Source organism: Pseudomonas oryzihabitans, from assembly GCF_001518815.1.
GTDB lineage: Bacteria > Pseudomonadota > Gammaproteobacteria > Pseudomonadales > Pseudomonadaceae > Chryseomonas > Chryseomonas oryzihabitans_E.
Genome location: NZ_CP013987.1, coordinates 3,051,123 through 3,073,545 on the forward strand (window position 1 = coordinate 3,051,123; position 22,423 = coordinate 3,073,545).

20 protein-coding genes and 1 tRNA gene are annotated in these 22,423 nt (G+C 63.3%); 11 read left to right on the top strand and 10 right to left on the bottom strand.

Translation table 11 applies throughout. The features are described from left to right. The first annotated feature begins 108 nt into the window (after nucleotides 1-108). Nucleotides 109-2,877: a response regulator gene (locus tag APT59_RS13890; protein ID WP_059315397.1), complete on the top strand. Its 2,769-nt coding sequence runs from the start codon at nucleotides 109-111 to the stop codon at nucleotides 2,875-2,877. 6 nt (nucleotides 2,878-2,883) lie between these two features. On the opposite strand, the gene dinB is transcribed toward APT59_RS13890, so the two are convergent. The 3 genes from dinB to APT59_RS13905 all read right to left on the bottom strand — a co-directional run bounded on the left by dinB (nucleotide 2,884) and on the right by APT59_RS13905 (nucleotide 4,658). Beyond that, nucleotides 2,884-3,981, bottom strand: a complete 1,098-nt coding sequence (dinB, locus tag APT59_RS13895; RefSeq protein ID WP_059315398.1) for a DNA polymerase IV — start codon at nucleotides 3,979-3,981, stop codon at nucleotides 2,884-2,886. Between the two features lie 93 nt (nucleotides 3,982-4,074). Next, nucleotides 4,075-4,308 carry a hypothetical protein gene (locus APT59_RS13900; protein WP_059315399.1) on the bottom strand — a complete coding sequence of 78 codons (234 nt, stop codon included), beginning with the start codon at nucleotides 4,306-4,308 and terminating at the stop codon, nucleotides 4,075-4,077. A 32-nt stretch (nucleotides 4,309-4,340) separates the two neighbouring features. Further along, entirely contained in the window at nucleotides 4,341-4,658 is a 318-nt protein-coding gene (locus tag APT59_RS13905; protein WP_059315400.1) for a hypothetical protein, read from the bottom strand. A 168-nt stretch (nucleotides 4,659-4,826) separates the two neighbouring features. Between APT59_RS13905 and APT59_RS22570 the strand changes: the two genes are divergently transcribed. The 5 genes from APT59_RS22570 to APT59_RS13925 all read left to right on the top strand — a co-directional run bounded on the left by APT59_RS22570 (nucleotide 4,827) and on the right by APT59_RS13925 (nucleotide 9,846). After that, the gene (locus APT59_RS22570) at nucleotides 4,827-4,973 is read left to right on the top strand and encodes a hypothetical protein (RefSeq protein WP_167348565.1); all 147 of its coding nucleotides are present in this window, start codon (nucleotides 4,827-4,829) and stop codon (nucleotides 4,971-4,973) included. 90 nt (nucleotides 4,974-5,063) lie between these two features. Beyond that, a tRNA-Met gene (locus APT59_RS13910) sits at nucleotides 5,064-5,140 on the top strand. 191 nt (nucleotides 5,141-5,331) lie between these two features. After that, entirely contained in the window at nucleotides 5,332-7,989 is a 2,658-nt protein-coding gene (gene mprF / locus APT59_RS13915; protein WP_059315401.1) for a bifunctional lysylphosphatidylglycerol flippase/synthetase MprF, read from the top strand. Nucleotides 7,990-7,996: 7 nt separating this feature from the next. Beyond that, on the top strand, nucleotides 7,997-9,271 hold the full coding sequence (locus tag APT59_RS13920) for a virulence factor family protein (protein WP_059315402.1): 1,275 nt from the start codon (nucleotides 7,997-7,999) through the stop codon (nucleotides 9,269-9,271). Nucleotides 9,272-9,540: 269 nt separating this feature from the next. Then, on the top strand, nucleotides 9,541-9,846 hold the full coding sequence (locus tag APT59_RS13925) for a hypothetical protein (RefSeq protein ID WP_059315403.1): 306 nt from the start codon (nucleotides 9,541-9,543) through the stop codon (nucleotides 9,844-9,846). Between the two features lie 42 nt (nucleotides 9,847-9,888). Here the strand turns inward: APT59_RS13925 and APT59_RS13930 are convergent, their stop codons facing one another. Then, entirely contained in the window at nucleotides 9,889-11,730 is a 1,842-nt protein-coding gene (locus APT59_RS13930; RefSeq protein ID WP_059315404.1) for a potassium transporter Kup, read from the bottom strand. A gap of 306 nt (nucleotides 11,731-12,036) precedes the next feature. On the opposite strand from APT59_RS13930, the gene rimO reads away from it, so the two are divergent. Further along, the gene (gene rimO, locus APT59_RS13935; RefSeq protein WP_059316908.1) at nucleotides 12,037-13,362 is read left to right on the top strand and encodes a 30S ribosomal protein S12 methylthiotransferase RimO; all 1,326 of its coding nucleotides are present in this window, start codon (nucleotides 12,037-12,039) and stop codon (nucleotides 13,360-13,362) included. On the opposite strand, the gene cadR is transcribed toward rimO, so the two are convergent. From cadR to APT59_RS13950, 3 genes are all read right to left on the bottom strand, one after another. Then, entirely contained in the window at nucleotides 13,359-13,829 is a 471-nt protein-coding gene (cadR, locus tag APT59_RS13940; protein ID WP_059315405.1) for a Cd(II)/Pb(II)-responsive transcriptional regulator, read from the bottom strand. The two genes, rimO and cadR, sit on opposite strands and share 4 nt — an antisense overlap. 201 nt (nucleotides 13,830-14,030) lie before the next feature. Further along, nucleotides 14,031-14,210, bottom strand: a complete 180-nt coding sequence (locus APT59_RS13945; RefSeq protein ID WP_059315406.1) for a hypothetical protein — start codon at nucleotides 14,208-14,210, stop codon at nucleotides 14,031-14,033. A gap of 161 nt (nucleotides 14,211-14,371) precedes the next feature. Then, nucleotides 14,372-15,784: a hypothetical protein gene (locus APT59_RS13950; protein ID WP_059315407.1), complete on the bottom strand. Its 1,413-nt coding sequence runs from the start codon at nucleotides 15,782-15,784 to the stop codon at nucleotides 14,372-14,374. A gap of 138 nt (nucleotides 15,785-15,922) precedes the next feature. Here APT59_RS13950 and APT59_RS13955 point away from each other — a divergent pair, with 138 nt between their 5' ends. After that, entirely contained in the window at nucleotides 15,923-16,174 is a 252-nt protein-coding gene (locus APT59_RS13955) for a CsbD family protein (RefSeq protein WP_059315408.1), read from the top strand. Nucleotides 16,175-16,254: 80 nt separating this feature from the next. Here the strand turns inward: APT59_RS13955 and APT59_RS13960 are convergent, their stop codons facing one another. The 3 genes from APT59_RS13960 to tesB form a co-directional block, all read right to left on the bottom strand. Further along, nucleotides 16,255-16,623 (bottom strand): response regulator, encoded by a 369-nt coding sequence (locus tag APT59_RS13960; RefSeq protein WP_059315409.1) that lies wholly within the window; start codon nucleotides 16,621-16,623, stop codon nucleotides 16,255-16,257. A gap of 25 nt (nucleotides 16,624-16,648) precedes the next feature. Further along, nucleotides 16,649-18,097, bottom strand: coding sequence for an ATPase domain-containing protein (locus APT59_RS13965; RefSeq protein WP_059315410.1), 1,449 nt, complete (start codon nucleotides 18,095-18,097; stop codon nucleotides 16,649-16,651). Nucleotides 18,098-18,211: 114 nt separating this feature from the next. Beyond that, nucleotides 18,212-19,072 (bottom strand): acyl-CoA thioesterase II, encoded by an 861-nt coding sequence (gene tesB, locus APT59_RS13970; RefSeq protein WP_059315411.1) that lies wholly within the window; start codon nucleotides 19,070-19,072, stop codon nucleotides 18,212-18,214. Nucleotides 19,073-19,244: 172 nt separating this feature from the next. Between tesB and APT59_RS13975 the strand changes: the two genes are divergently transcribed. From APT59_RS13975 to APT59_RS13985, 3 genes are read left to right on the top strand one after another with little or no spacing between them, the layout of a single operon-like run. Further along, complete coding sequence (locus tag APT59_RS13975) at nucleotides 19,245-20,861, top strand: histidine kinase famiy protein (protein ID WP_059315412.1); 1,617 nt, start codon at nucleotides 19,245-19,247, stop codon at nucleotides 20,859-20,861. Beyond that, nucleotides 20,858-21,490, top strand: a complete 633-nt coding sequence (locus tag APT59_RS13980) for an exopolysaccharide biosynthesis protein (protein ID WP_059315413.1) — start codon at nucleotides 20,858-20,860, stop codon at nucleotides 21,488-21,490. Before APT59_RS13975 ends, APT59_RS13980 begins: the two co-directional genes overlap by 4 nt. Then, nucleotides 21,487-22,413 carry a histone deacetylase gene (locus APT59_RS13985; RefSeq protein ID WP_059315414.1) on the top strand — a complete coding sequence of 309 codons (927 nt, stop codon included), beginning with the start codon at nucleotides 21,487-21,489 and terminating at the stop codon, nucleotides 22,411-22,413. The genes APT59_RS13980 and APT59_RS13985 overlap by 4 nt, the downstream gene beginning before the upstream one ends. Nucleotides 22,414-22,423 lie beyond the last annotated feature (10 nt).

The following is a 22,423-nucleotide window of genomic DNA, read 5'->3' on the forward strand; positions in this document are numbered from 1 at the left end:
GCGCATTTTCGCGGATCAATGTCGCGAGGGGGTGCGACCCCTTTCGCAAAGACTCTCTTTACATTTGGTAAAGAGGTTAGACTCGCCAATTTCCTCGGGGGACGCGTAGTGCTGGACGAATTGGGACTCAAGGGACGCATTCTGCTGTTGAGCGTCCTCCCGACCTGCTGCATGGCGGCCCTGCTCGGGGTCTACTTCAGCTGGGTCCAGCTGTCGGACATGCGCAGCCAGCTCATCGAGCACGGCCAGCTGGTCGCTCAGCAGATGGCGCCTCTCATCGCGCCGGCCATGCGCACCGGTGACAACGATCAGCTCAATCGCATCGCCCAACGGGCCCTCGATCAGGCCGACGTCCGGGCGATCAGCTTCCTCGATGCCGATGGCAACGTCCTCGCCCATGCCGGCCCCTCCATGACCGTGGAGCTGACCGGGCGCGATTTCCAGACCATCAGCATGAGATCCGGCCTCGACATCACCCACTTCAATCTGCCGGTACAGACCCACGATCTGCGCCTGACCCGCAGCGACGGCAGTCCGGCCTCGCCCCAGACCCTGGGCTGGATCCAGCTCGAACTCTCCCACCACGCCACCCTGCTGCGCGGTTATCGCAATCTGGTCGCCGGCCTGCTGCTGATCCTGCTGGGCCTGGCCTTCACCGCCTTCATCGCGGTGCGCATGGGCCGGCGGATCAATCGTCCGCTGCAGGTGATCGCCCAGGGCGTCAGCCAGCTGCAGGAAGGCCGCCTGGAAACGCGCTTGCCCACCCAGCTCGGCAGCCCCGAATTCGACGAACTGGCGACCGGTATCAATCGCATGGCCGAAGCCATGGAAAACGCCCAGTTCGAGATGCAGAACAACATCGATCAGGCCACCGAAGACGTACGCCAGAATCTGGAAACCATCGAAATCCAGAACATCGAACTGGACCTGGCACGCAAGGCCGCCCTGGAGGCCAGTCGCATCAAGTCGGAATTCCTGGCCAACATGAGCCATGAGATCCGCACCCCGCTCAACGGCATCATCGGCTTCACCAACCTGATGCAGAAAAGCGAGCTGACTCCCCGCCAGCAGGACTACCTGAGCACCATCCAGAACTCCGCGGAAAGCCTGCTGGGCATCATCAACGAGATCCTGGACTTCTCGAAGATCGAGGCCGGCAAGCTCGTGCTGGAAAACCTGCCGTTCAATCTGCGCGACATGATCCAGGACACCCTGACCATCCTCGCGCCCTCGGCCCACGAAAAGCACCTCGAACTGGTCTGCCTGGTGTATCGCGACACCCCGACCCATCTGGTCGGCGATCCGCAGCGCCTGCGCCAGGTGCTCACCAACCTGGTGAGCAACGCCATCAAGTTCACCCACTCCGGCACCATCGCCGTACGGGCCATGGTCGAGGAAGAAACCGACGACCATGCCCAGCTGCGCATCAGCGTGCAGGACACCGGGGTCGGGCTGACCGACGAAGACCGGCAGATGCTGTTCCAGGCCTTTTCCCAGGCCGACAACTCCCTGACCCGCCAGGCGGGCGGCACCGGGCTGGGCCTGGTCATCTCCAAGCGCCTGATCGAGCAGATGGGCGGCGAGATCGGCCTGGAAAGCATTCCCGGCGAAGGCTCGGAATTCTGGATCACCCTTACCCTGCCCAAGGCCCATGGCAGCGTCGAAAACCACAAGCGCATCGCCCTGGCCGGCCGTCGCGTTGGCCTGGTGGAACCGCACCCCCTCACCCGCCAGGCGCTGCAGCACCAGCTCGAGGAGTGCGGCCTGAGCGTCGAAGTCTTCGAGACCCTTGAACAGCTGAGTGACGCCGTCGCCCATCCGGCGTCCGGCAAGCTGCCGGTCAGCCTGGCGGTGCTTGGCGTCAGCGCGCGTACCATTCCCCCGGATCTGCTCACCGAGCGCATCTGGGAGCTGGGTCGCCAGGACTGCAACACCCTGGTCTATTGCCCGACCACCGACCAGGCGGTGTTCCACGCCTCCCTGCCGGACGTCCACTGCCAGCTGCACGCCAAACCGGCCTGCAGCCGCAAGCTCGAACAGGCCGTGGCCGAACTGCTCAACCAGCGCCCGCAGCGCAACGAAAGCGGCGGGATGGGCATCACCGACCGTCCGCCCCGCCTGCTCTGCGTGGATGACAATCCAGCCAACCTGCTGCTGGTAGAAACCCTGCTGACCGATCTCGGTGCCCAGGTCACCGCGGTGGACAGCGGCTATGCCGCGGTGGAGGCGGTTCAGCAGGAGCGCTTCGACCTGGTATTCATGGATGTGCAGATGCCCGGCATGGACGGTCGCCAGGCCACCGAGGCCATTCGCGACTGGGAAGCCAGCGAGGGCGGCACCCCGGTGCCTATCGTTGCGCTCACCGCCCATGCCATGGCCAACGAGAAGCGCGCCCTGTTGCAGAGCGGCATGGACGACTACCTGACCAAGCCCATCAGCGATCGGCAACTGGCCCAGGTCATTCTCAAGTGGACGGGCTTGCGCCTGCTGCACAGCTCGGCACCCGAGGTCACCAGCCTCAACAGCGGCGGTCAGGACATTTCCACCCTACCGGTGATGGACGCGGACGAAGGCCTGCGCCTCGCCGCCAACAAGCCCGACCTGGCCAAGGACCTGCTGAGCATGCTGCTCGCCTCCCTGGCGGCGGATCGCCAGGCCATCCGCCAGGCCCGCGAGGACGGTGATCGCATTGCGCTCATCGAGCGCGTCCACCGTCTGCATGGCGCTACTCGCTATTGCGGCGTGCCCCAGTTGCGCGCCGCCTGCCAGCACAGCGAAACCTTGCTCAAGCAGGGCGCTCCGACCTCCAGTCCAGCGCTGGAAGAACTGGACGCCGCCATCGTCAACCTCTCCGCCCAGGCCAAGAGCCCGCTCTAGTGGGCGCTAGTCCTCGAACAGCCTGAGCTGCAGCGCGGCTTCGCGCAGATCCAGCAGGCGCACGCCGACGCCCAGCAACCGGACCGGCCGATTGCCACGGCGATAGGCCTGCTCCAGCAGGCGCCGATAGCTGTCGAGATCCCGACCGGCGCCCTGCTGCTCCAGGGTGGTCTGGGTGAAGTCGTGGAACTTGACCTTGATGAAGGGCCGTTCCGGGCGATAGCGATCGGCCAGCCGCACCAGCCGCTCTTCGAGCTTGGCCAGCAATTCCGGCAACTCCTTCACACAGGCAGCGGCGTCGGGCAGGTCCTGGTCATAGGTGCGCTCCACGCTGGCTGATTGCCGCTGACTGTCCACCTTGACCTGGCGCTCGTCGATACCATGGGCCAACGACCAGAGTCGCTCCCCGAAGCTGCCGAATTCTCGCAACAGATCGAAGCGCGACCAGGTCTGCAGATCGCTGCACAGGACGATGCCGCGCCGCTTGAGCTTGTCCGCGGTGACCTTGCCGACGCCGTGCAGCTTGGCCACCGGCAGCATGGCCACGAAATCATCCACCTCGTGCGGCGCGATGACGAACAGGCCGTTGGGCTTTTTCCAGTCGCTGGCGATCTTGGCAAGAAACTTGTTGGGTGCCACCCCCGCTGACACCGTGATGTTCAGCTCCTGCCACACCCGACGGCGGATGTCGCGCGCGATCAGGGTGGCGCTGCCGTTGAACAGGTCGCACTGGGTGACATCCAGGTAGGCTTCATCGAGGGACAGCGGCTCGATCAGCTCGGTGTAGTCCTGGAAGATCCCATGGATCTGCCGCGACACGTCCTTATAGACATCGAAGCGCGGCTTGACGAAGACCAGGTCGGGACAGAGCTTCTGCGCCTGATGGGACGACATGGCGGAGCGCACACCGAAGGCGCGGGCCTCGTAGTTGCAGGTGGCGACCACCCCACGCCGATCAGGGGTACCGCCTACCGCCAGGGGCTTGCCGCCCAGACGCGGATCGTCGCGCATCTCGATGGACGCATAGAAGCAGTCGCAATCGACATGAATGATCTTGCGCTGACGCTTGGGGGGAAGTTGAGCGGTGGAGTTGTCCGGAGCCATGGAGAGAGATGCCGGGCCGGGCACTGCGGCTGATTATCCGTACAGTAAGCCAAGCCCGTCCGCATTTGTCCATGGCGAACGACGAATCGACCGTTAACCGACGTCCTGCAACAGGCGTTGGCGATGAACGACCTCTTCACGTAGCTCATCGACCACGGCCTTGAGGTCATGGGCGTGATGCAACTGATCATAATAGAGGTGACGCTCGGCGATTACCCCATCCGGCGTGGTGACCATCAGTCGCGCGAAATGGTCGCTGCGCTCGAAGAACTCGATGCGTCCCAGACCCTGAAGATGATGAAGCAAGGTTTCCAGCAGGAGATTCATGGCGGCCCCTTGGACTTTCCTGGTCAAACGGCTCAGTCGCGCTGCCCATCGTCGAAAGGTGCACTCTCGTCGCCGGCGATGACGATCCGATCTTCTAATTGGCCGGATCGAACATGGCGAGACGGGGTATCCAGCAGCGCTTGTGCTGCGGTACGAAGCGTCTTCATGTCGTCGACGAGCAATTCGACTTTCTGCACGACTTGAAGTGCCATCTCGCCAGCACCGTTGATACTGCTGCCGGTCAGGGCAAGGGAAAGATTGCACAGCTGGGCGACGAGCGTCGCTACATCCTGTTCCATCATGCGCATGATGCGCTGATCCAGACAACTCGAATCCTGGGAAGGGTGCATGGGGTTCTCCGCGAGACACCTCGAGGATAGCATATGGCCACCACCGGCCCTGGTGGTGATGCGGCGTTTTGCTATCACCGTCTCACTTGCTCGCGCGCTCTCATCGGATTCGTGGACCCTTTGCCACGCACACGGGTCGACTGATGACGTGCAACCAGGAGATCCCCCATGAAACGCCCCCTACTGCTTTCTTCCGCCCTGTTGATCACCCTGGCACTCAGCGGCTGCTTCGACCGTGATCAGTCGGATCAGCAAAATCGCTCCAGCGGTGAAAAGGCCTCGGTGCAGATGCAGAAAAGCGATACCGACAAGTGACCTTCCCTCGCCTCCTTAAATAAGCCTTTGAAGAATATTAAATTTTTCCTTGACGTTTTTGTTCTTGGCCCTATACTGAGCCACATCGGACGCGGGATGGAGCAGTCTGGTAGCTCGTCGGGCTCATAACCCGAAGGTCGTTGGTTCAAATCCAGCTCCCGCAACCAAATTCGAAAAAACCACTCTTCTGAGTGGTTTTTTTTTGCGCTGAATTTGACCTGGGCCAGATCCCAGCGGTGCGAACTCTGGAGCTACAAGAGCTACAAAGGTTGGTATAGAGCTTTTTTATCTGTACAAGGCTTGGCAAACCGCGCGCGAGCAGTAATCTGACGCGCGTTTCCTGTCTAGAGGAGTTTGCATGACTGCACCTGATCCAGCCAAAGAGGTCTCCTCGAAGCCGGTATCCCCTGCGGATCATCCCGTTTCGCCCCCTCCCGCCCTACCCTGGCGCCTGCTGGAACGGCTGACCGCCTACCGGCAACCCATCGAGCTGGGTCTCACGCTGGTGTTGTTCGCCGTCGCACTGGTGGTGTGCTGGCACCTGCTGAGCAGCATCGATGGCGAAGCCCTGCACGATGCCCTGCATGACATCCCGCACTCGTCACTGATCGGCGCCCTCCTGGCGGCGGCAGCCGGCTTCACCATCCTGTTGGGCTACGAGTGGTCGGCCATGCACTTCGCCGACGTCAAGCTGCCGGCGCGGACCTGGACCCTGGGTGGTTTCACTGCCTTCGCCATCGGCAACGCGGTGGGTCTGTCCATGCTGTCCGGTGGTTCGGTGCGCTATCGCCTCTATGCGCGCAAGGGCCTCAGTGCCCTGGAAGTGGCGCAGATGACGGTGTTTTCCAGCCTGGCGCTGGGAACCGCACTGCCACCGCTGGCCGCTATCGCCGCCTTGACCAATCTGCAGGCCTCCACCCAGGCCCTGCGGGTACCGGAGGCGGTGATCATCACCGTGGCCGGGCTGATCCTGGTCGGCTATGCGGTGGGTATCCTGGCATTGCGTCGCTGGCGCGCCCCCGAACAGCCCTCCGCCCATGCCCTGCATTTCCGCATCGGCAAGAGAGCGCTGCGGCTGCCGACCCTGCGCCTGTCCGCCCTGCAGCTGGCGATCACCATCCTCGACGTCGTCGCCGCGTCCATGGTGCTCTACCTGCTGCTGCCGACCGCACCACCCTTCGGTGCCTTCCTGCTCGTTTATCTGCTGGCGCTGGCCGCCGGGGTACTCAGCCACGTCCCGGGTGGCGTCGGGGTCTTCGAAGCCGTACTGCTGGCAGCCTTCGCCAACGAGCTGGGCGCTGCCCAGCTGGCTGCCGCCCTGGTGGTCTATCGGCTGTTCTATGTGCTGCTGCCCTTCGTGCTCGCCTGCCTGGTGCTGCTGTTCAGCGAAGGCCGCCGCCTGCTGTCGAACAGTCCGGCAGTTCGCGTGGCGTCCGGCCTGGCCGCGCCCATCCTGGCTATCCTGGTGTTCTTTTCCGGGGTAGTCCTGCTTTTTTCTGGGGTCACCCCTGAAATAGACACCCGTCTGGAAGGCATGGATTTCCTGCTGCCCCAGCGGTTGATCGACGCCTCCCACCTGGGCGCGAGCCTGATTGGCGTCGTCTGTCTATTGCTGGCGCAGGGATTGCGCCGGCGCCTGTCCGCGGCTTGGGCGGTGACCTTGGTTTTGCTGTTGCTGGGCTCTCTGCTGTCCCTGTTGAAAGGTTTCGACTGGGAGGAAGCCTCCATCCTGGCGCTGACGGCCGCGCTGCTCGCCATCTTTCGCAAATCCTTCTATCGCCGTAGCCGGCTGATGGAACAGCCCTTCTCGCCGCTGTACGTGACCGCCAGCATCTGCGTGGTCGCGGCCTCGGTCTGGCTGCTGCTGTTCGCCTATCAGGACGTTCCCTACGATACGCGCCTGTGGTGGCAATTCGCGCTGGACGCCGATGCCCCCCGCGGTCTGCGCGCGGCCCTGGGCAGTTCGGTACTGCTGCTGATCATTGCCCTGGGCTGGCTGCTGCGCGCCGCGCCGCCACCCATCGAAGCGCCCGATACGGCAGAGCTCGAACGGGCCTTCGGCATCGTGCGCAAATCCAGTCAGCCGGATGGCGGCCTGGTGATGACCGGGGACAAGGCCCTGCTCTTCCACGAGAGTGACGACGCCTTCCTGATGTACGGTCGCCGCGGGCGCAGCCTGATCGCCTTGTTCGACCCCATCGGTCGGGCACAACCCCGCGCCGAGCTGATCTGGAAATTCCGCGACCTGTGCGATCTGCACCATGCGCGTCCGGTGTTCTATCAGGTACGCGCCGAGAACCTGCCGTTCTACATGGACATCGGCCTGACAGCCCTGAAGCTGGGTGAGGAGGCGCGGGTCGATCTGCACGCCTTCGATCTCGACAGCAAAGGCAAGAAGGACCTGCGCTATACCTGGAACCGGGGCCAGCGCGATGGTCTGTCCATCGAATTCCATGCACCCGGCGAAGCGCCCTTCGACGAACTCAAGGCCATCTCCGACGTCTGGCTGGAGAGCAAGCAGGTGCGGGAGAAAGGCTTCTCTCTGGGCCGTTTCGATCAGGCTTACCTCAAGCACTTCCGCATCGCCGTGGTGCGCTTCCAGGACCGAGCGGTGGCCTTTGCCAATCTGCTGGAAACCGAACGGCCTGACCTGGCCAGCATCGATCTGATGCGTGTCACCGCCGATGCGCCCAAGCAGACCATGGAATTCCTCATGCTCGGCCTGATCCTGCATTTCAAGGCCGCCGGTTTCGCCCGCTTCTCGCTGGGCATGGTGCCACTGGCAGGACTACACCCCCGTCGCGGCGCACCCATTACCCAGCGCCTGGGCGCCATGGTGTTCAGGCGCGGGGAACAGTTCTATAACTTCCAGGGACTGCGTCGCTTCAAGGACAAGTTCGATCCGGAATGGGAGCCGCGCTACATGGCCGTGCCTGCCGGCCTGGATCCCCTGGTAGCCTTCGCAGACACCGCCGCCCTAATCGCCGGGGGTTATACCGGCCTGGTCAAACGTTGAGAGTCCTATGCTGAAACGTGCACTCGTCGTACTGCTCGTCCTTCTGCTGATCGCCGCGGGCCTGGGCTGGTGGTGGTTTCATCGCTGGCCATCGGCTCCCCAGGTCAAGGTCCTGGCGCAGCCGGACGGCCGTCTGCTGACCATGGCCGCGCCCAAGGGCGAGCCGCATGCCCGCGTCGTGCTGGCGACCCCGCCCGATCTGCAGCTGGCGGATGCCGACCTGCTGAGCCTGGCAACCGACACCGGCGCCGAGATCGTTCAGTACGAAATCAAGGTGCTCAACAGCTGCCAGGCCCAGGGTGACGATTTCGCCACTGCGGCCAAGGAACTGAGCGGTGCTCCAACCTTCGTCGGCGGTATCGGCCCAGGCGCGGCCCGGGCATGGCGCTGGCTGGCCACTCAGGACAACGCCAAGGCTGCGGCCCTGAGCGTCGGCTTCAACGTGGAGTCCCTGGATTGCCCGGATGCACTGCCGGCCAAGGCGGCGAACGGCCACTGGCATATCGCCTGGAACGATCATCCCACCGATGACTCCGCCATCTTCGTGCGCCAGCAGAGCAATGCCGATCTGACCATCGCCGACTATGGCACCGCCCTGCCGGTGGTACTGCGCGAGCAGCTCAAGACCCGGCTGCTGGGCGAGCACAACGATATCCCCACCATCGAGATGCCGGCCGATCCAGACGTCAAGCCCGGCCACCCCGACGTAGTGACCATCTTCTACTCCGGTGACGGCGGCTGGCGCGACATCGATCGTCTCTCGGCTCAGGCCATGAACGAAGCAGGTTATCCGGTGATCGGCGTGGATTCGCTGCGCTACTTCTGGCAGCACAAGAGCCCGGAACAGGTGGCTGCCGACCTAGCCAACCTGATGCAGGAGTACCGCGAGAAGTGGAACGCCAAGCACTTCGTGCTGGCAGGCTACTCCTTTGGTGCCGACATCCTGCCGGCGGTCTACAACCGTCTGCCCAAGGCGGATCAGGACCAGGTGTCCTCGCTGCTGCTGCTGGCCTTCAGCCGCAAGAGCAACTTCGAGATCGCCGTGGAAGGCTGGCTGGGCAAACCGGGCGACGAAGCCGACACCCTGCCGGAAACCAGCAAGATTCCCGCTGCCAAGCAATTCTGCGTCTATGGCGAGGAAGAGAAGGACGACAGTGGTTGCACTCAACCCGGTCAGCCGGGCGAGAAGCTGGGTCGCCCGGGCGGTCACCACTTCGACGAGAACTACGACAGGCTGGCTGACTTCATGGTCAAGGCTATCGAGGCCCGTACGCCGCAGTAGCCGCTACGTAGAGCGGGCGTGAAGCCCGCTCTACGTCTCCTGAGTTGGAGACAGGCAAGGCCTGCAAGGTCCCGTGAAACCCGCTGAAGACGGTACCGGAGTCGCCCGAATTTAAGACGGGCAAGGGAGCATCCTTCCAGGCCATGTCCAACGCAGCCTGACCAGCGCCTGGCAGAGACTGGACAGTCACTCGGGGCCCGGACGAACGGCTGGAACAACAGGGCGGTCTCCCGCGGTCTATCGCTCCATCAGCCCCGGAGACCTTCGCCATGACTACACCGCTTTCTGCCGACGCCGCCAGCAAGATCCTGGTCGACGCCTTCCAGCCTCTGGGTTGCGTGGTGTCCTCTGGCGCCGATGGCCATGACCTGGCATTAGGTGTAGTCGATGCGCAAGGTAAGACGCTCTACGCGGAAGAGCAGCTCGGCGAAGCCGACTACAGCGATCCGCTACGCCTGGCCGGCTACATAGGTACCGTGCGCAGCGAACTGGAAGGCCGCGGTCAGACCCTCGATAGCTGGCAGATGCCCTTCATCACCGATCCTGACGCCCTGCCCCCGCCGGTATTCAACTAGGCAAAGAAAAGGCCCCTGCTGGGGCCTTCTTTCTGCGCTCGGTCAGATCTCGACCTGGGTGCCCAGTTCGATCACCCGATTCACCGGCAGCTTGAAGAATCTCAGGTTGCCGTTGGCGTTCTTCATCAGGAAGACGAAGAGATTTTCTCGCCAGGGCGCCATGCCCAGGCGCTTGGAGGCGATCACCGTTTCCCGGCTGAGGAAGTAGGTGGTGCGCATCGGGGTGAAATCCAGACCTGGATAGGGGCAATGGCTGAGCGCCAGGGGGATGTCCGGCTCGTCCATGAAACCGTAGTGCAGTACCACCCGATAGAAGCCGTCACCAAAGTCCTCGACCTCCATGCGCTCCCCACGCGATACCCGCGGCCGGTCCTCATAGCGCACCGTGAGCAGCACCACCTGCTCATGCAGCACCTGGTTGTGCAGCAGGTTGTGCAGCATGGCATGGGGGACCACATCGGTCCGCGCCGTGAGGAACACCGCGGTGCCCTTGGCGCGGAATGGCGGCTGGGCGCGGATGCTGCTGATAAAGATCGGCAGCGGCAGCGCCCCGTCGTCCAGGCGCTCCACCACCAGCTGCCGGCCACGCTTCCAGGTGGTCAGCAGGATGAAGATGATGATACCGGCGATCACCGGGAAGGAGCCGCCGGAGAAGATCTTCGGCGCGTTGGCGGAGAAGTACAGGACATCCACCATCAGGAAGCCGATCAGCAGCGGCACCATGATCCAGCGTGGCCACTTCCACAGCAGCAGGATCACCGCCGACACCAGGCAGCTGGTGATCAGCATGGTACCGGTCACGGCGACGCCATAGGCTTCGGCCAGGTTGGCGGAAGACTGGAAGGTGAGGATCAGGAAGATCACGCCCAGCATCAGCGCCCAATTCATCAGCGGGATGTAGATCTGCCCCTGCTCCTGGCTTGAGGTGTGCTGGATCTGCATGCGCGGGATGTAGCCCAGCTGGATGGCCTGGCGAGTCATGGAGAAGGCACCGGTGATCACCGCTTGGGAAGCGATGACGGTGGCCAGGGTCGCCAGGCCGATCATCGGCAACAGCAGCCATTCCGGCGCCAGCAGATAGAAGGGATTGCGCACGGCCGCGGGATCGGCGAGCAACAGCGCACCCTGACCGAAATAGTTGAGCACCAGCCCCGGCAACACCAGCATCAGCCAAGCGCGGGCGATGGGCTTGCGGCCGAAGTGGCCCATGTCGGCATAGAGCGCTTCGGCGCCGGTAAGCGCCAGCACGGCGGCGCCCAGGACGATGAAGCCCTTCACCGGGTTGGCGGCAAAGAACTCCACCGCCCAGTAGGGATTGAAGGCCTTGAGCACCTCGGGCTGCTGGACGATGCCATAGACACCCAGGGCGCCCAGGGTGGTGAACCAAAGCACCATCACCGGCCCGAAGAACTTGCCGATGGTGGCCGTGCCACGCTTCTGAATGGCGAAGATGCCGACCAGGATCACCAGGGCGATGGGTACCACCCAGGCTTCCAGCCCATCGAAGGCCAGTTCCAGGCCTTCCACCGCCGACAGCACCGAGACCGCCGGGGTGATCATGCTGTCGCCATAGAAGAGCGCCGCACCGAACAGGCCCAGCAGCACCAGGGTGGTGGCCAGCCGGGGCGAGCCTTGCGCCGCGCGACGGGCCAGCGCGGTCAGGGCCATGATGCCGCCCTCGCCCTGGTTGTCGGCGCGCATGACGAAGGTGATGTACTTGAGGGTGACGACCCAGATGAGCGACCAGAAGATCAGCGACAGGATGCCGAGTACGCTGTCGTGATTCAGCGGCAGGCCGTAGTGCGGGGAAAAGACTTCCTTGAGCGTATAGAGAGGGCTGGTGCCGATGTCGCCGTAGACCACGCCGGTGGCGAGCACGATCATTCCCAAGGCCGAAGGGGCTTTACCACCGTGCTCGTGTTCCGGACGGCTCATGCGGGGCTCCTAGAGTCGAAAATCGGCGCATCCTGCGCCGAAGCGGCGCCGGGATCAAGCTGAAAAGGCCAGGGGCGTGGTGCCGGCAACCTCTCAGCGCCGCGCTTCACGCACCCTAGACTCTCTCGTCGGCAAAAAGCTCCGTGCTGTCGACAGGGCTTGCATGCCCCTTCCAAGCAGTGACAGAGATGGCTAGAATCGCGCGTTTTTTGATCAAGGCGCCTCCTGAGCGCCCGCCGAGGTTAGCCCATGTCCATCCAAACGTCCGCCCCCAAGGTCGGTTTCGTCAGCCTCGGCTGCCCCAAGGCCACCGTCGATTCCGAACGCATCCTCACCCAGCTGCGCATGGAAGGCTACGAGATCGTACCGACCTATGAAGACGCCGACGTGGTGGTGGTCAACACCTGTGGCTTCATCGACAGCGCCAAGGCCGAGTCCCTGGATGCCATTGGCGAGGCCATCGCCGAGAACGGCAAGGTGATCGTCACCGGGTGCATGGGCGTGGACGAGGGCAATATCCGCGGCGTCCATCCCAGTGTGCTGGCAGTGACCGGTCCGCAGCAGTACGAGCAGGTGGTCAGCGCCGTGCACGAGGTGGTGCCGCCACAGCTGGAGCACAATCCGCTGATCGATCTGGTGCCGCCCCAGGGCATCAAGCTGACCCCGCGCCACTACGCCTACCTGAAGATTTCCGAAGGCTGCAACCACAGCTGCAGCTTCTGCATCATCCCCTCCATGCGCGGCAAGCTGGTCAGCCGCCCGGTGGGCGATGTGCTGTCCGAGGCCGAGCGGCTGGTCAAGGCGGGCGTGAAGGAGCTGCTGGTGATCTCCCAGGACACCAGCGCCTACGGCGTCGACCTCAAGTACCGGCTGGACTTCTGGAACGGCCAGCCGGTCAAGACGCGCATGCTGGAACTCTGCGAGGCGCTGTCGGGCATGGGGGTCTGGGTGCGCCTGCATTATGTCTACCCCTACCCCAATGTCGACGACGTCATCCCGCTGATGGCCGCCGGCAAGCTGCTGCCCTACCTGGACATCCCCTTCCAGCACGCCAGCCCCAAGGTACTCAAGTCCATGAAGCGCCCGGCCTTCGAGGACAAGACCCTGGCGCGCATCAAGCGCTGGCGGGAGATCTGCCCGGAGCTGACCATCCGCTCTACCTTCATCGTCGGCTTTCCCGGCGAGACCGAGGAAGACTTCCAGTACCTGCTGGATTGGCTGACCGAAGCCCAGCTGGATCGCGTCGGCTGCTTCCAGTATTCGCCCGTTGAGGGCGCACCGGCCAACGAGCTGGGCCTGGAGCCTGTTCCGGACGAGATCAAGCAGGATCGTTGGGAACGCTTCATGGCGCATCAGCAGGCCATTTCCGCGGCGCGGCTACAACTCAAGGTAGGTCGTGAGATCGAGGTGCTGATCGACGAGGTGGACGATCAGGGCGCGATCGGCCGCTCCTATGCCGATGCCCCGGAAATCGACGGCAACGTCTATGTCGACAGCGCGACTCCGCTCAAGCCGGGCGACAAGGTCTGGGTGCGGGTCACCGACGCCGATGAATACGATCTCTGGGCGGAAGTGATCTAATCCTGCAAGCGGTGAGTGCCGGGCACATGGGCATGCCCGGCCGCACTGCAACTGGCGGTGGTCGATGACGGCGCCGCCGGCTGGCCGAGTTCGCGCAGGATCCCGCAGCGATCTCCTTCGCCTTCCCCCTGGCACTGGCGCCTCAGGGTCACCAGTTGCTCGCGTAGCTGATCCAGCTCGCGGATGCGCACCTCGACATGGTGCAGATGAGCACCGATCAGGGCATCCACCTGGGCACAGCCGGGTTCGCTGGTATCGCGCAGGGCCAGCAACGCGCGGATCTCTTCCAGGGTCATGTCAAGAGAGCGGCAATGACGTACGAAGACCAGTCGCTCGACGTGGCTCTCGTCGTAACTACGGTAATTGCTGCTGCTGCGGGCGGCAGGACTCAGCAGCCCCTCACGCTCATAGTATCTGATGGTCTCGACCGCGCAGTCGGTACGCTTGGCCAATTCGCCGATCTTCATCGCCCCCACCTCAACGCTCTGTCAGCCATACAGACTGCCGCGCCAGAGGCTCTGGAGCAAGGGTTATCGGCGCAGGAGGGAGGTACTGGTTCGGGAGCGTTCGTGGGCGGGGGATGGAGCCAGCCGCGACGGCGGCGCGGTGGAGAAAAGCCGACGCCCCGGCGATGAGTGGATCGCCAGGGCGTCGTGACAGCGACCAACCTAGTTGGCGTTGTTCTGGTAGAGCGCGGAGGCGCGCGCCGGATGTTCCGACTGGAACTGGGTCTGGGAATTGGCGCGAATGGACTTGCTGGACACATCACGGCTGGCAGCCGATGCGGTGCCTGACAGTAGACCCAGGAACAGAACGGTAACGATGGCTTGGACACCCAGGACTTTCATAGCGAATACCTCTTGGTTGTGCTGTTTCAATAGACACAGCGTACCTCCAGTACCAATCCGCTAAAAAGTAGCCTTTTAGAGAGTGATCATTACCTAAAAGGCAAATATCGTAGGAGAACTCTTGCCGCTCTCCGGTCGTCCCTTGCCTGATCGTCCAGCGGCTAGCGCAGCTCTACCAGATGCTTTTTCAGCCCCATGGCGTCATCAGCACCCAGACTGGTCATGTGGAAGAAGCCATAGTCCTCCAGATAGCTCCAGTGACTCAGGGGCCCCTTGCTCGCCTTGCCATGCCGACACTCCAGCGTCTTGGCTCGTCCGCTCAAGGACGCCAGTAGCTGGCGGGCCTCGCCCTCGGCTACCACCTTGCAGGACACCTGGATCTCCCGCTGCTCGCGACCCTGCCGATTGCCGGTCAAAGTCTGCTGCGCCTGATAACCGACCTGACTGCCCACGGCCAGTGCCCGCCAGTCACCATTGAACGTCAGGTGTGTCAGGCTGGCCGATTCTTCGACCGGCAACCCACCGTTGTCGACCTCCGTGCGCCGTACCAGATCGATCAGGCCACGCCAGCTGAGCGCATCCATCCGTGCTGCCTTGCCCTGTGCAGTGAACCTGAACAGGCCTGGCAAGGGGCCGGCACTGACCTGCAGGGCCTGGCGATAGGGATGAGACTGGCCGGCGTAGCGACTCTCGCCCTCCTCCACCACGGTCTGAATGGCGGCACGGGGCGCGGGTAGCGCCAGCGCCTGGAGGGCCTGCAATGGCTGAGGCTGGGCCACAGGCAATTCGGTCGGAGATGCCATGGTCGAGGCTGGGACCGCGGCGGCCGGAGTGGTCGCCACCGCAGGCATTCGCGGTGCGGCCAGCAGAGCGTCACGATGATCGCATACGGCTTCCAGCACATGCCGACGTTCGACCGGAGCGGTGGTGAAGGCCTCCTGGGTCAACCTGGCCGGTTCGCTATCGGTGATGCGACCGCTGTCATCGAGGCCATAGCGCGCCAGCAGGAGGTAGCGGCGCGCCGTGCAATCCGCGGCCAGGGATTCACGCCACTGGCGCACGGGGGCGCCATAGCGCGGTGTCTTGACCGTAACGCCCAGTTGCTGCCCGCCCCAAAAACGACGGACGCCCTGACCGTCCACCAGGCTGTTGCGGTCGATGACCAGAGTATCGCCACCGGCGGAACTGGCCAGGACGCGCCAATCCGTGTTCGCCGGCTGGGCGCAAAGTGCCGCGATATCGGCACGCTGCCTGAGCGCGGCGCTCTTGGCGGTGCTCAGGGGCAGCGGTGCGGCATAGGCATTCACCTGCCCCGGATAGACTCGCTGGGCGCCATCGAGATAGAGCAGCTCCGCCTTGTCGGCGGCGCAGTCCAGAGCGACCAGCGCCGACCCCTCTTCCGGCAAGGCCAGCGCGAATTGGAGCCGAGAGCCGTCTCGTAGCACGCTTTCTGGCATGAGAGGACGAGTGAAGAGGTCTTCGGCCTGGGGAGCAGGCTCGGTCGACTGCTGCTGAAGGGTGCAGCCGGCCAGGATCGATAGCAGGCAGAGGGCGGAAAGACGACTGGGAATCATGGATCCTCTCGGCAGCAAATCGCGATGGATATCGCGAACAACGAACTGGACCTGAACGAAATGCGTCTGGTGCGGATCAATAAGGGAAGCATGTCGTTTGGCATGACCTCCCCCGTTCCCACAACACGAGGTGCATTTATGAATACCGATCAGATCATAGGCAATGCCAAGGACGCTACCGGCAAGGTCCAGGATAGCTTTGGTGCCGCCACCGGCAACACCGACTGGCAAGCCGAGGGCAAGTCCCGTCAGCTGGAGGGCAAACTGCAGGAGCAGTATGGCCAGGCTGTCGATTGCGCACGCAACGTGACGGCCGACAAACCCTTTACCGCACTGGCCGTGGCCGGTGGCATCGGTTTCGTCCTCGGCGTACTGCTGTCGCGCTCCTGATCGGAGACGCGGGGCTGGCCGTGATGCCAGCCCCAAAACAAAAAGGCCTGCTCAGACAGGCCTTTTTGTTTTGGGGCTTTTCACTGATTGAGGGTGAGGAGATGCTTGCGTACCGTCTCCACGATGTCGCCGATATTGAAGGGCTTCTGGAAGACGGCGTCGAACAGCTCGGAACTCTCCTGCGCCAGATGCGCCTGAGCGCCACTCATCAGGATGATGGGAAGGTGCTGCAGGCCCTGACGTTCACGTAGCGCTTCTGCGAGCTCGCGGCCATTCATCACCGGCATCATGAAATCGGTGATGACCAGCGACGGTAGTTCGCGATCGAATACGTCTAGCGCTCGGCGACCGTTGCTCGCCTTGACCACCATGTAGCCTTCGTCTTCAAGAGCGAAGGCCAGGATGTCCGCTATCAGAAATTCGTCATCGACTACCAGTATCGTCGTCATGTGGAAGCTCTCCCAGCCGACGCGATCATGGTTGTATTGAGGGCATGGCTGAACCTGAAAGCACCTTCACCATGTCTTTGAACGCCTTTTTCAGTTCGATTCCCGAATCGTCTATCACCATCTCACGTAGCGAGGGGTCATAAAGGCTATCCCGCACCTTGAGGATGGACAGGACTCTTTTGATCTCCGCCTCAGCCTCGACGAATCGCAGCAAGATCAGATTGTCCACCATGCTGGAAAGTTCGGGGGCCGGCGCTGCTATATCCGCGCCGAACACGTCCCGTAATTCCCAGGTGGCTAGAACTGTGACGCCCTGGGTACGCAGCTCGTTCAGTAACGCGCTGAAGTATTCGATGAGCCGCCCCTGTGGCAGGGCGAAGCGGGCAATGGCGCCCAGACTGTCGATCACCAGCCGCTTGATGCCATGCTGCTTGACCAGCGCGAGCAGCTTCAGACCTACCTCATCAAGGCGCAATTCGGTCGTGGGCTGCCAGTGCATATGCAGCGCGCCCTCGTCGATACGGCCGGCCAGATCGAGCCCTAGGGCATTGGCCTTGAGCTGCAGCCGCTCCGGCGGCTCATAGAAGCTGAACATCAGACCGGGTGCCTCGGGCGTGCAGGCGGCCAGGAAGTTCAGGCAGATGGACGTCTTGCCGGCCCCCGAAGGCCCCATGAGCAGCGTGGTCGAACTTTCCGGCAACCCGTTTTCGATCATCGCATCCAGCGAGGCCACGCCGCTGGTCACCCGCTGGTGACCGACGCGGTAGGTTGCCCCGGCCGAGGGATCTCGATACAGGGTTTCCAGCCGTGGAAACACCGTGATGCCGGCATTGGAGATGGTGAATTCGTGAAAACCCGACAGGGCTCCGCTACCGCGGGTCTTGCGCAGCGCCATACGGCGGATACTGCGACTGCCGATGTCCTCTTCGTGCAGATCCAGCACGCCATCGACCATGGTGTGTTCCGGACTGCCGTCTTCGAGGCGAGCGCTGGTGAGAAAGATTACCGTACAGCCGGCGAAGGCCGCGTGCCCCTGCAGTTCGGCGATGAACTTCTTGGTGTCGATGGGCGTTTCCGCGCGCGAGCGGGCATTGAGCAGGCCGTCCACCACCAAAAGACTGGCCTTCTGCCGGCTGATTTCTCGCCGCAAGAGCCGCACGACCTCATCCAGCCCTTCGCCTTCCATGGTATCGAAGGCACTCAGGTACTGGACCTGATCCCCGATGCAGGAACGATCGAAGAAATCCAGTGTGGAAAAGAACTGGAACATCCGCTCGTGAGTTTCCGACAGCATGGTCGCGAACAGCACCCGGCCACCGCCACGCACATGATTGAAGGCGATCTGATTGGCCATGATCGATTTGCCGGAACCCGGACGACCCTGGATGACATAGGACGCACCTGCAACCAGGCCTCCCTTCAAGATCTCATCCAGCCCCTGGATACCGGTTACGACGCGCTCGAGTCGATTCAAGAACGATGCCTCAAACTAATGATGTGTCTGGGACGCCTTTGGACAGGCGCCCGGTGCTTCGCAGGCAAGAGGGTATAAGCCTGGTGCGCAAATAGCCAGCTAGAGCGCGCGCGTTCAGCCGCGTTTGCGAATCAGGCCTTCCTGGGCCACCGAGGCCACCAGCTGGCCCGCGCGGTTGTAGATGCTGCCGCGGCACAGGCCACGCGCGCCGCCAGCCCAGGGGCTGTCGATGGCGTACAGCAGCCAGTCGTCCAGGCGGAAATCGCGATGAAACCAGACCGCGTGGTCGAGACTGGCGATCTGCAGCGAGCGATCCCAGAAACTGGTGCCATGGGGCAGTAGCGAACTGGGCAGCAGGTTGAAGTCCGACGCATAGGCCAGCAGGTAGCGGTGCAGCGCCGGCTGATCCGGCAGATCGCCGGTGGCGCGGAACCAGACGTGGCGGACCGGCTCGGTGGGCTCCGGATTGAAGGGATCGGTAAAGACCACTGGGCGCATTTCGATGGGGCGTGGTCCCAGTAGCTTGTCGCGCAGCGGCGCCGGAATCAGCTCGGCATACCGCTGGGCATGGGCAATCTCCGATTGCAGGGTCTCGGGCGCAGGCACTTCGGGCATGGTGGTCTGATGCTCGAAACCCGGCTCTTCTATATGGAAGGAGGCGCTGCAGAAGAAGATCGGTTGCTCACCCTGGAAGGCGGTGACCCGGCGCGTGGAAAAGCTGCCGCCATCGCGAATGCGATCCACCTGATAGGTCACCGCCTCCACCGCCGAGCCGGCGCGCAGGAAATAGCCATGCAGGGAATGCACGCGGCGCTCCGCCGGGACGGTCTGACTGGCCGCCGACAGGGCCTGCCCCAGTACCTGGCCACCAAAGAGCTGGGGAAAGCCAAGGTCCTGACTGCCGCCGCGATACAGGTCGGGAGCCAGGGAGTCGAGGCTCAGGAGATCGACCAGGTTGTCCAGCACCTTGCTCATGGGTAGGGTTCCTTGACAGAGAGCGGTCATCATACGCAAAACCGGTCAAATCCTGTGCGTTCGCCGTGCATCTGCCCACGTTACTCATCGTATGACGACAATTGGTGGAGCTTGTGGCTGCAATAGTGGTCACAATGGGGGTATTCGCTGTTCGCTCGCAGGCTTTCTCTCCATGACCGAAACCTCAACCGCTTCGTCTCCTGCACCCTCCGCGCCTCAGATTGCGGAGCTGGGCAAGCGTCTCGGGCACAACGACGTCTTCTTCGCGGCCGTGAAGAAGACGCGTATGCCGATGATCGTGACGGACCCGCATCAGCCGGACAATCCGATCATCTTCGCCAACGAGGCCTTCTTGCGCACCACCGGCTACGAGCTGGATGAAGTGATGGGCCGCAACTGCCGTTTCCTGCAGGGGCCTGATACCCGTCCGGAACACATCGCCGAAATCCGCAACGCCCTGCGCGAACACCGCGATTGCAATGTCGAGTTGCTGAACTACCGCAAGGATGGCACCACCTTCTGGAATGCCCTCTTCATATCGCCGGTCCTCGACGCGGAAGGCACGCTCATCTACTACTTTGCCTCGCAATTGGATGTGTCCCGCCGCCGCGATGCCGAGGACGCCTTGCGCCAGTCGCAGAAGATGGAGGCGCTGGGCCAACTCACAGGCGGTATCGCCCACGATTTCAACAACCTGCTACAGGTGATGGTTGGCTACCTGGACATCCTGCGAATCAATCTGAATCGTCCCGAATTGGACCGCGACAAGGCCAAGCGGCATGTCGACAACACCCGCGATGCGGTGAATCGAGCCGCGACCCTGACGCAGCAGTTGCTGGCCTTCGCCCGCAAGCAGCGCCTGACCGGGCGTGCGGTGGACCTGAACAAGCTCATCGAAGCCGGCCAGGGACGTTTCTCGCAGGCGTTGGGCGCCCCCTTCCGCTTCATCTTCCGTCCCGCCCACAGTCTGTGGAATTGTCGCCTCGATCCAATCCAGCTGGAAACAGCGCTGCTCAACATCATCGACAACGCCCGCCTGGCCATGCTGGAGCGTGGTACCGGCACCCTGACCCTGGAAACCCTCAATGTAGAGGTCAATGGGCAGGATCTGGCCCATGGTGGACTTTCCCAGGGACACTATGTCTGCATCGCCCTTACCGACACCGGATGTGGCATGTCCACCGATGTGCTCGGGCGTGCGCTGGATCCCTTCTTCACTACCCGTGACGAGGGCCAGGGCAGCGGCCTGGGCCTGTCCATGGTCTATGGCTTTCTCAAGCAGTCGGGCGGTCTGGTCCGACTCTATTCCGAAGTTGGGATAGGGACTTCGGTACGTCTCTACTTCCCGGTCTCGGAGGAGGAGGCACGCGAGCATCCGGCGCCGCTCCCTAGCCTGCACGAGGATGGCGGTGGCTCCGAAACGATTCTGGTGGTGGACGACCGCCCGGACGTGGCAGCCCTGGCCCAGGCCATCCTGGAAGAAACCGGCTATCAGGTGCTGGTCGCGCACAACGGGCAACAGGCTCTGGATATCCTCGCCCGTGAGCCTTCCATCGATCTGCTGTTCAGTGATCTGATCATGCCCGGCGGTATGAACGGCGTCATGCTGGCCAAGGAGGCGCAAAAGCGGCAACCGAACCTGCGTATCCTGCTCACCACCGGCTATGCCAACAATGCCCTGGACGTCGAAGAAGGCAATGGCGAGCGTTTTCCCATCCTCAACAAGCCCTATGGTCGCCAGGATTTGACCCGTTGGATTCGCCGCATGCTGGACGCCGAGCAGCCATGAGTGACGAAGCCCTGGAGCGCGAGCCAGCCAGCTGTGACGCCGGGCAGGATGGCCCGGTGGATCTCCAGAGCTTCCTGGCCTGTCTCGAACGGGTGGGCAACAGTCCCGAGCAGGTGTCGGTCCAGCATCTGATCGATGCCATCGGCAGTCGCTCCTTCGGCCCCATGATCCTCTTGCCAGGCGTGCTGGCGATCTCGCCGCTGACCGGCATTCCCGGCATCGCCACGGCCATCGCCGTCTTCGTGATGCTGGTGAGTGCCCAGTTGCTGCTGGGACGCGACCATTTCTGGCTGCCGCGCTGGGTCCTGCAGCGCAATGTCTCGCGCGGCAAGCTGCGCAAATCGCTGCGGCTGCTGCAGAAACCGGCGCGGTGGGTGGACAAGGTGGTCAGGTCACGCCTGCGGGTGCTCACCTCGCGACCGGCGCACTTCGTCACTGCCCTGCTCTGCATCCTCATCGCCGCGACCATGCCGGTGCTGGATCTGGTGCCCTTCGCCAACACCACGGCCGGTCTGGCCCTGACCTCCTTCGCCCTGTCGCTGATCGCCCGCGACGGACTGCTATTCCTCCTGGCGCTGGGCTTCTGCACCGGGATCGTCTGGTTCATCCTGGAGCTGTTGGTGTTTTGAGCGCTCGCCTGCCGCTGGTCTATCACGAGGACTACAGTCCGCCCTTCCCCGCCAGCCATCGCTTTCCGATGGATAAATTTCGCCTGCTGCACGAGCACCTGAGCGCGACCGGCATACTGGGCGCGGACAATTGGCAGCGCCCCGAGCCATGCCCAGACGCGCTGCTGGCCCTGGCACACGCGCCCGACTACATCCAGGCCTTCCAGGCCGGCGAACTGGCACCACCGCTGCAGCGCCAGCTGGGCCTGCCCTGGAGCGAAGCCCTGGTGCGCCGCACCGTCCGCGCGGTGGGCGGCTCCTTGCTCACACTGGAGCTGGCGCTGCGGCATGGCCTGGCCTGCCACCTCGCCGGCGGCACTCACCATGCCCACCATGACTATCCAGCCGGCTTCTGCATCTTCAATGACCTGGCGATCCTGGCGCTGTCACTGCTGGAAAGTGGTCGGGCCGGGCGGGTACTGATCCTGGATTGCGACGTCCACCAGGGCGATGGCACGGCGCGCATTCTCGCCGAGGTCCCTGACGCCATCACCGTCTCGCTGCACTGCGCCACCAACTATCCGGCACGCAAGGCGCAAAGCGACTGGGATATCCCGTTGCCACGCGGCCTGGACGACGCTGGCTATCTGCGGGTCCTCGACGACGCCCTGGGCTATCTGCTGCCCCTCCACCAGCCCGACGTGGTGCTCTACGACGCCGGGGTGGATGTGCATCGCGACGATGCCCTGGGGTATCTGGCGCTCACCGACGCCGGCCTCGCGGCTCGTGATGGCCTGGTCTTGCGACGCTGCCTGGCGGCGGATATACCGGTGGCAGGGGTGATCGGCGGCGGCTACTCGGCCGATCGCACCGCCCTGGCCCGCCGCCACGGGATCCTGCACCACACGGCGACCCAGGTCTGGCATGAGCTGGGCCTGAACTGAACGGGAGTTT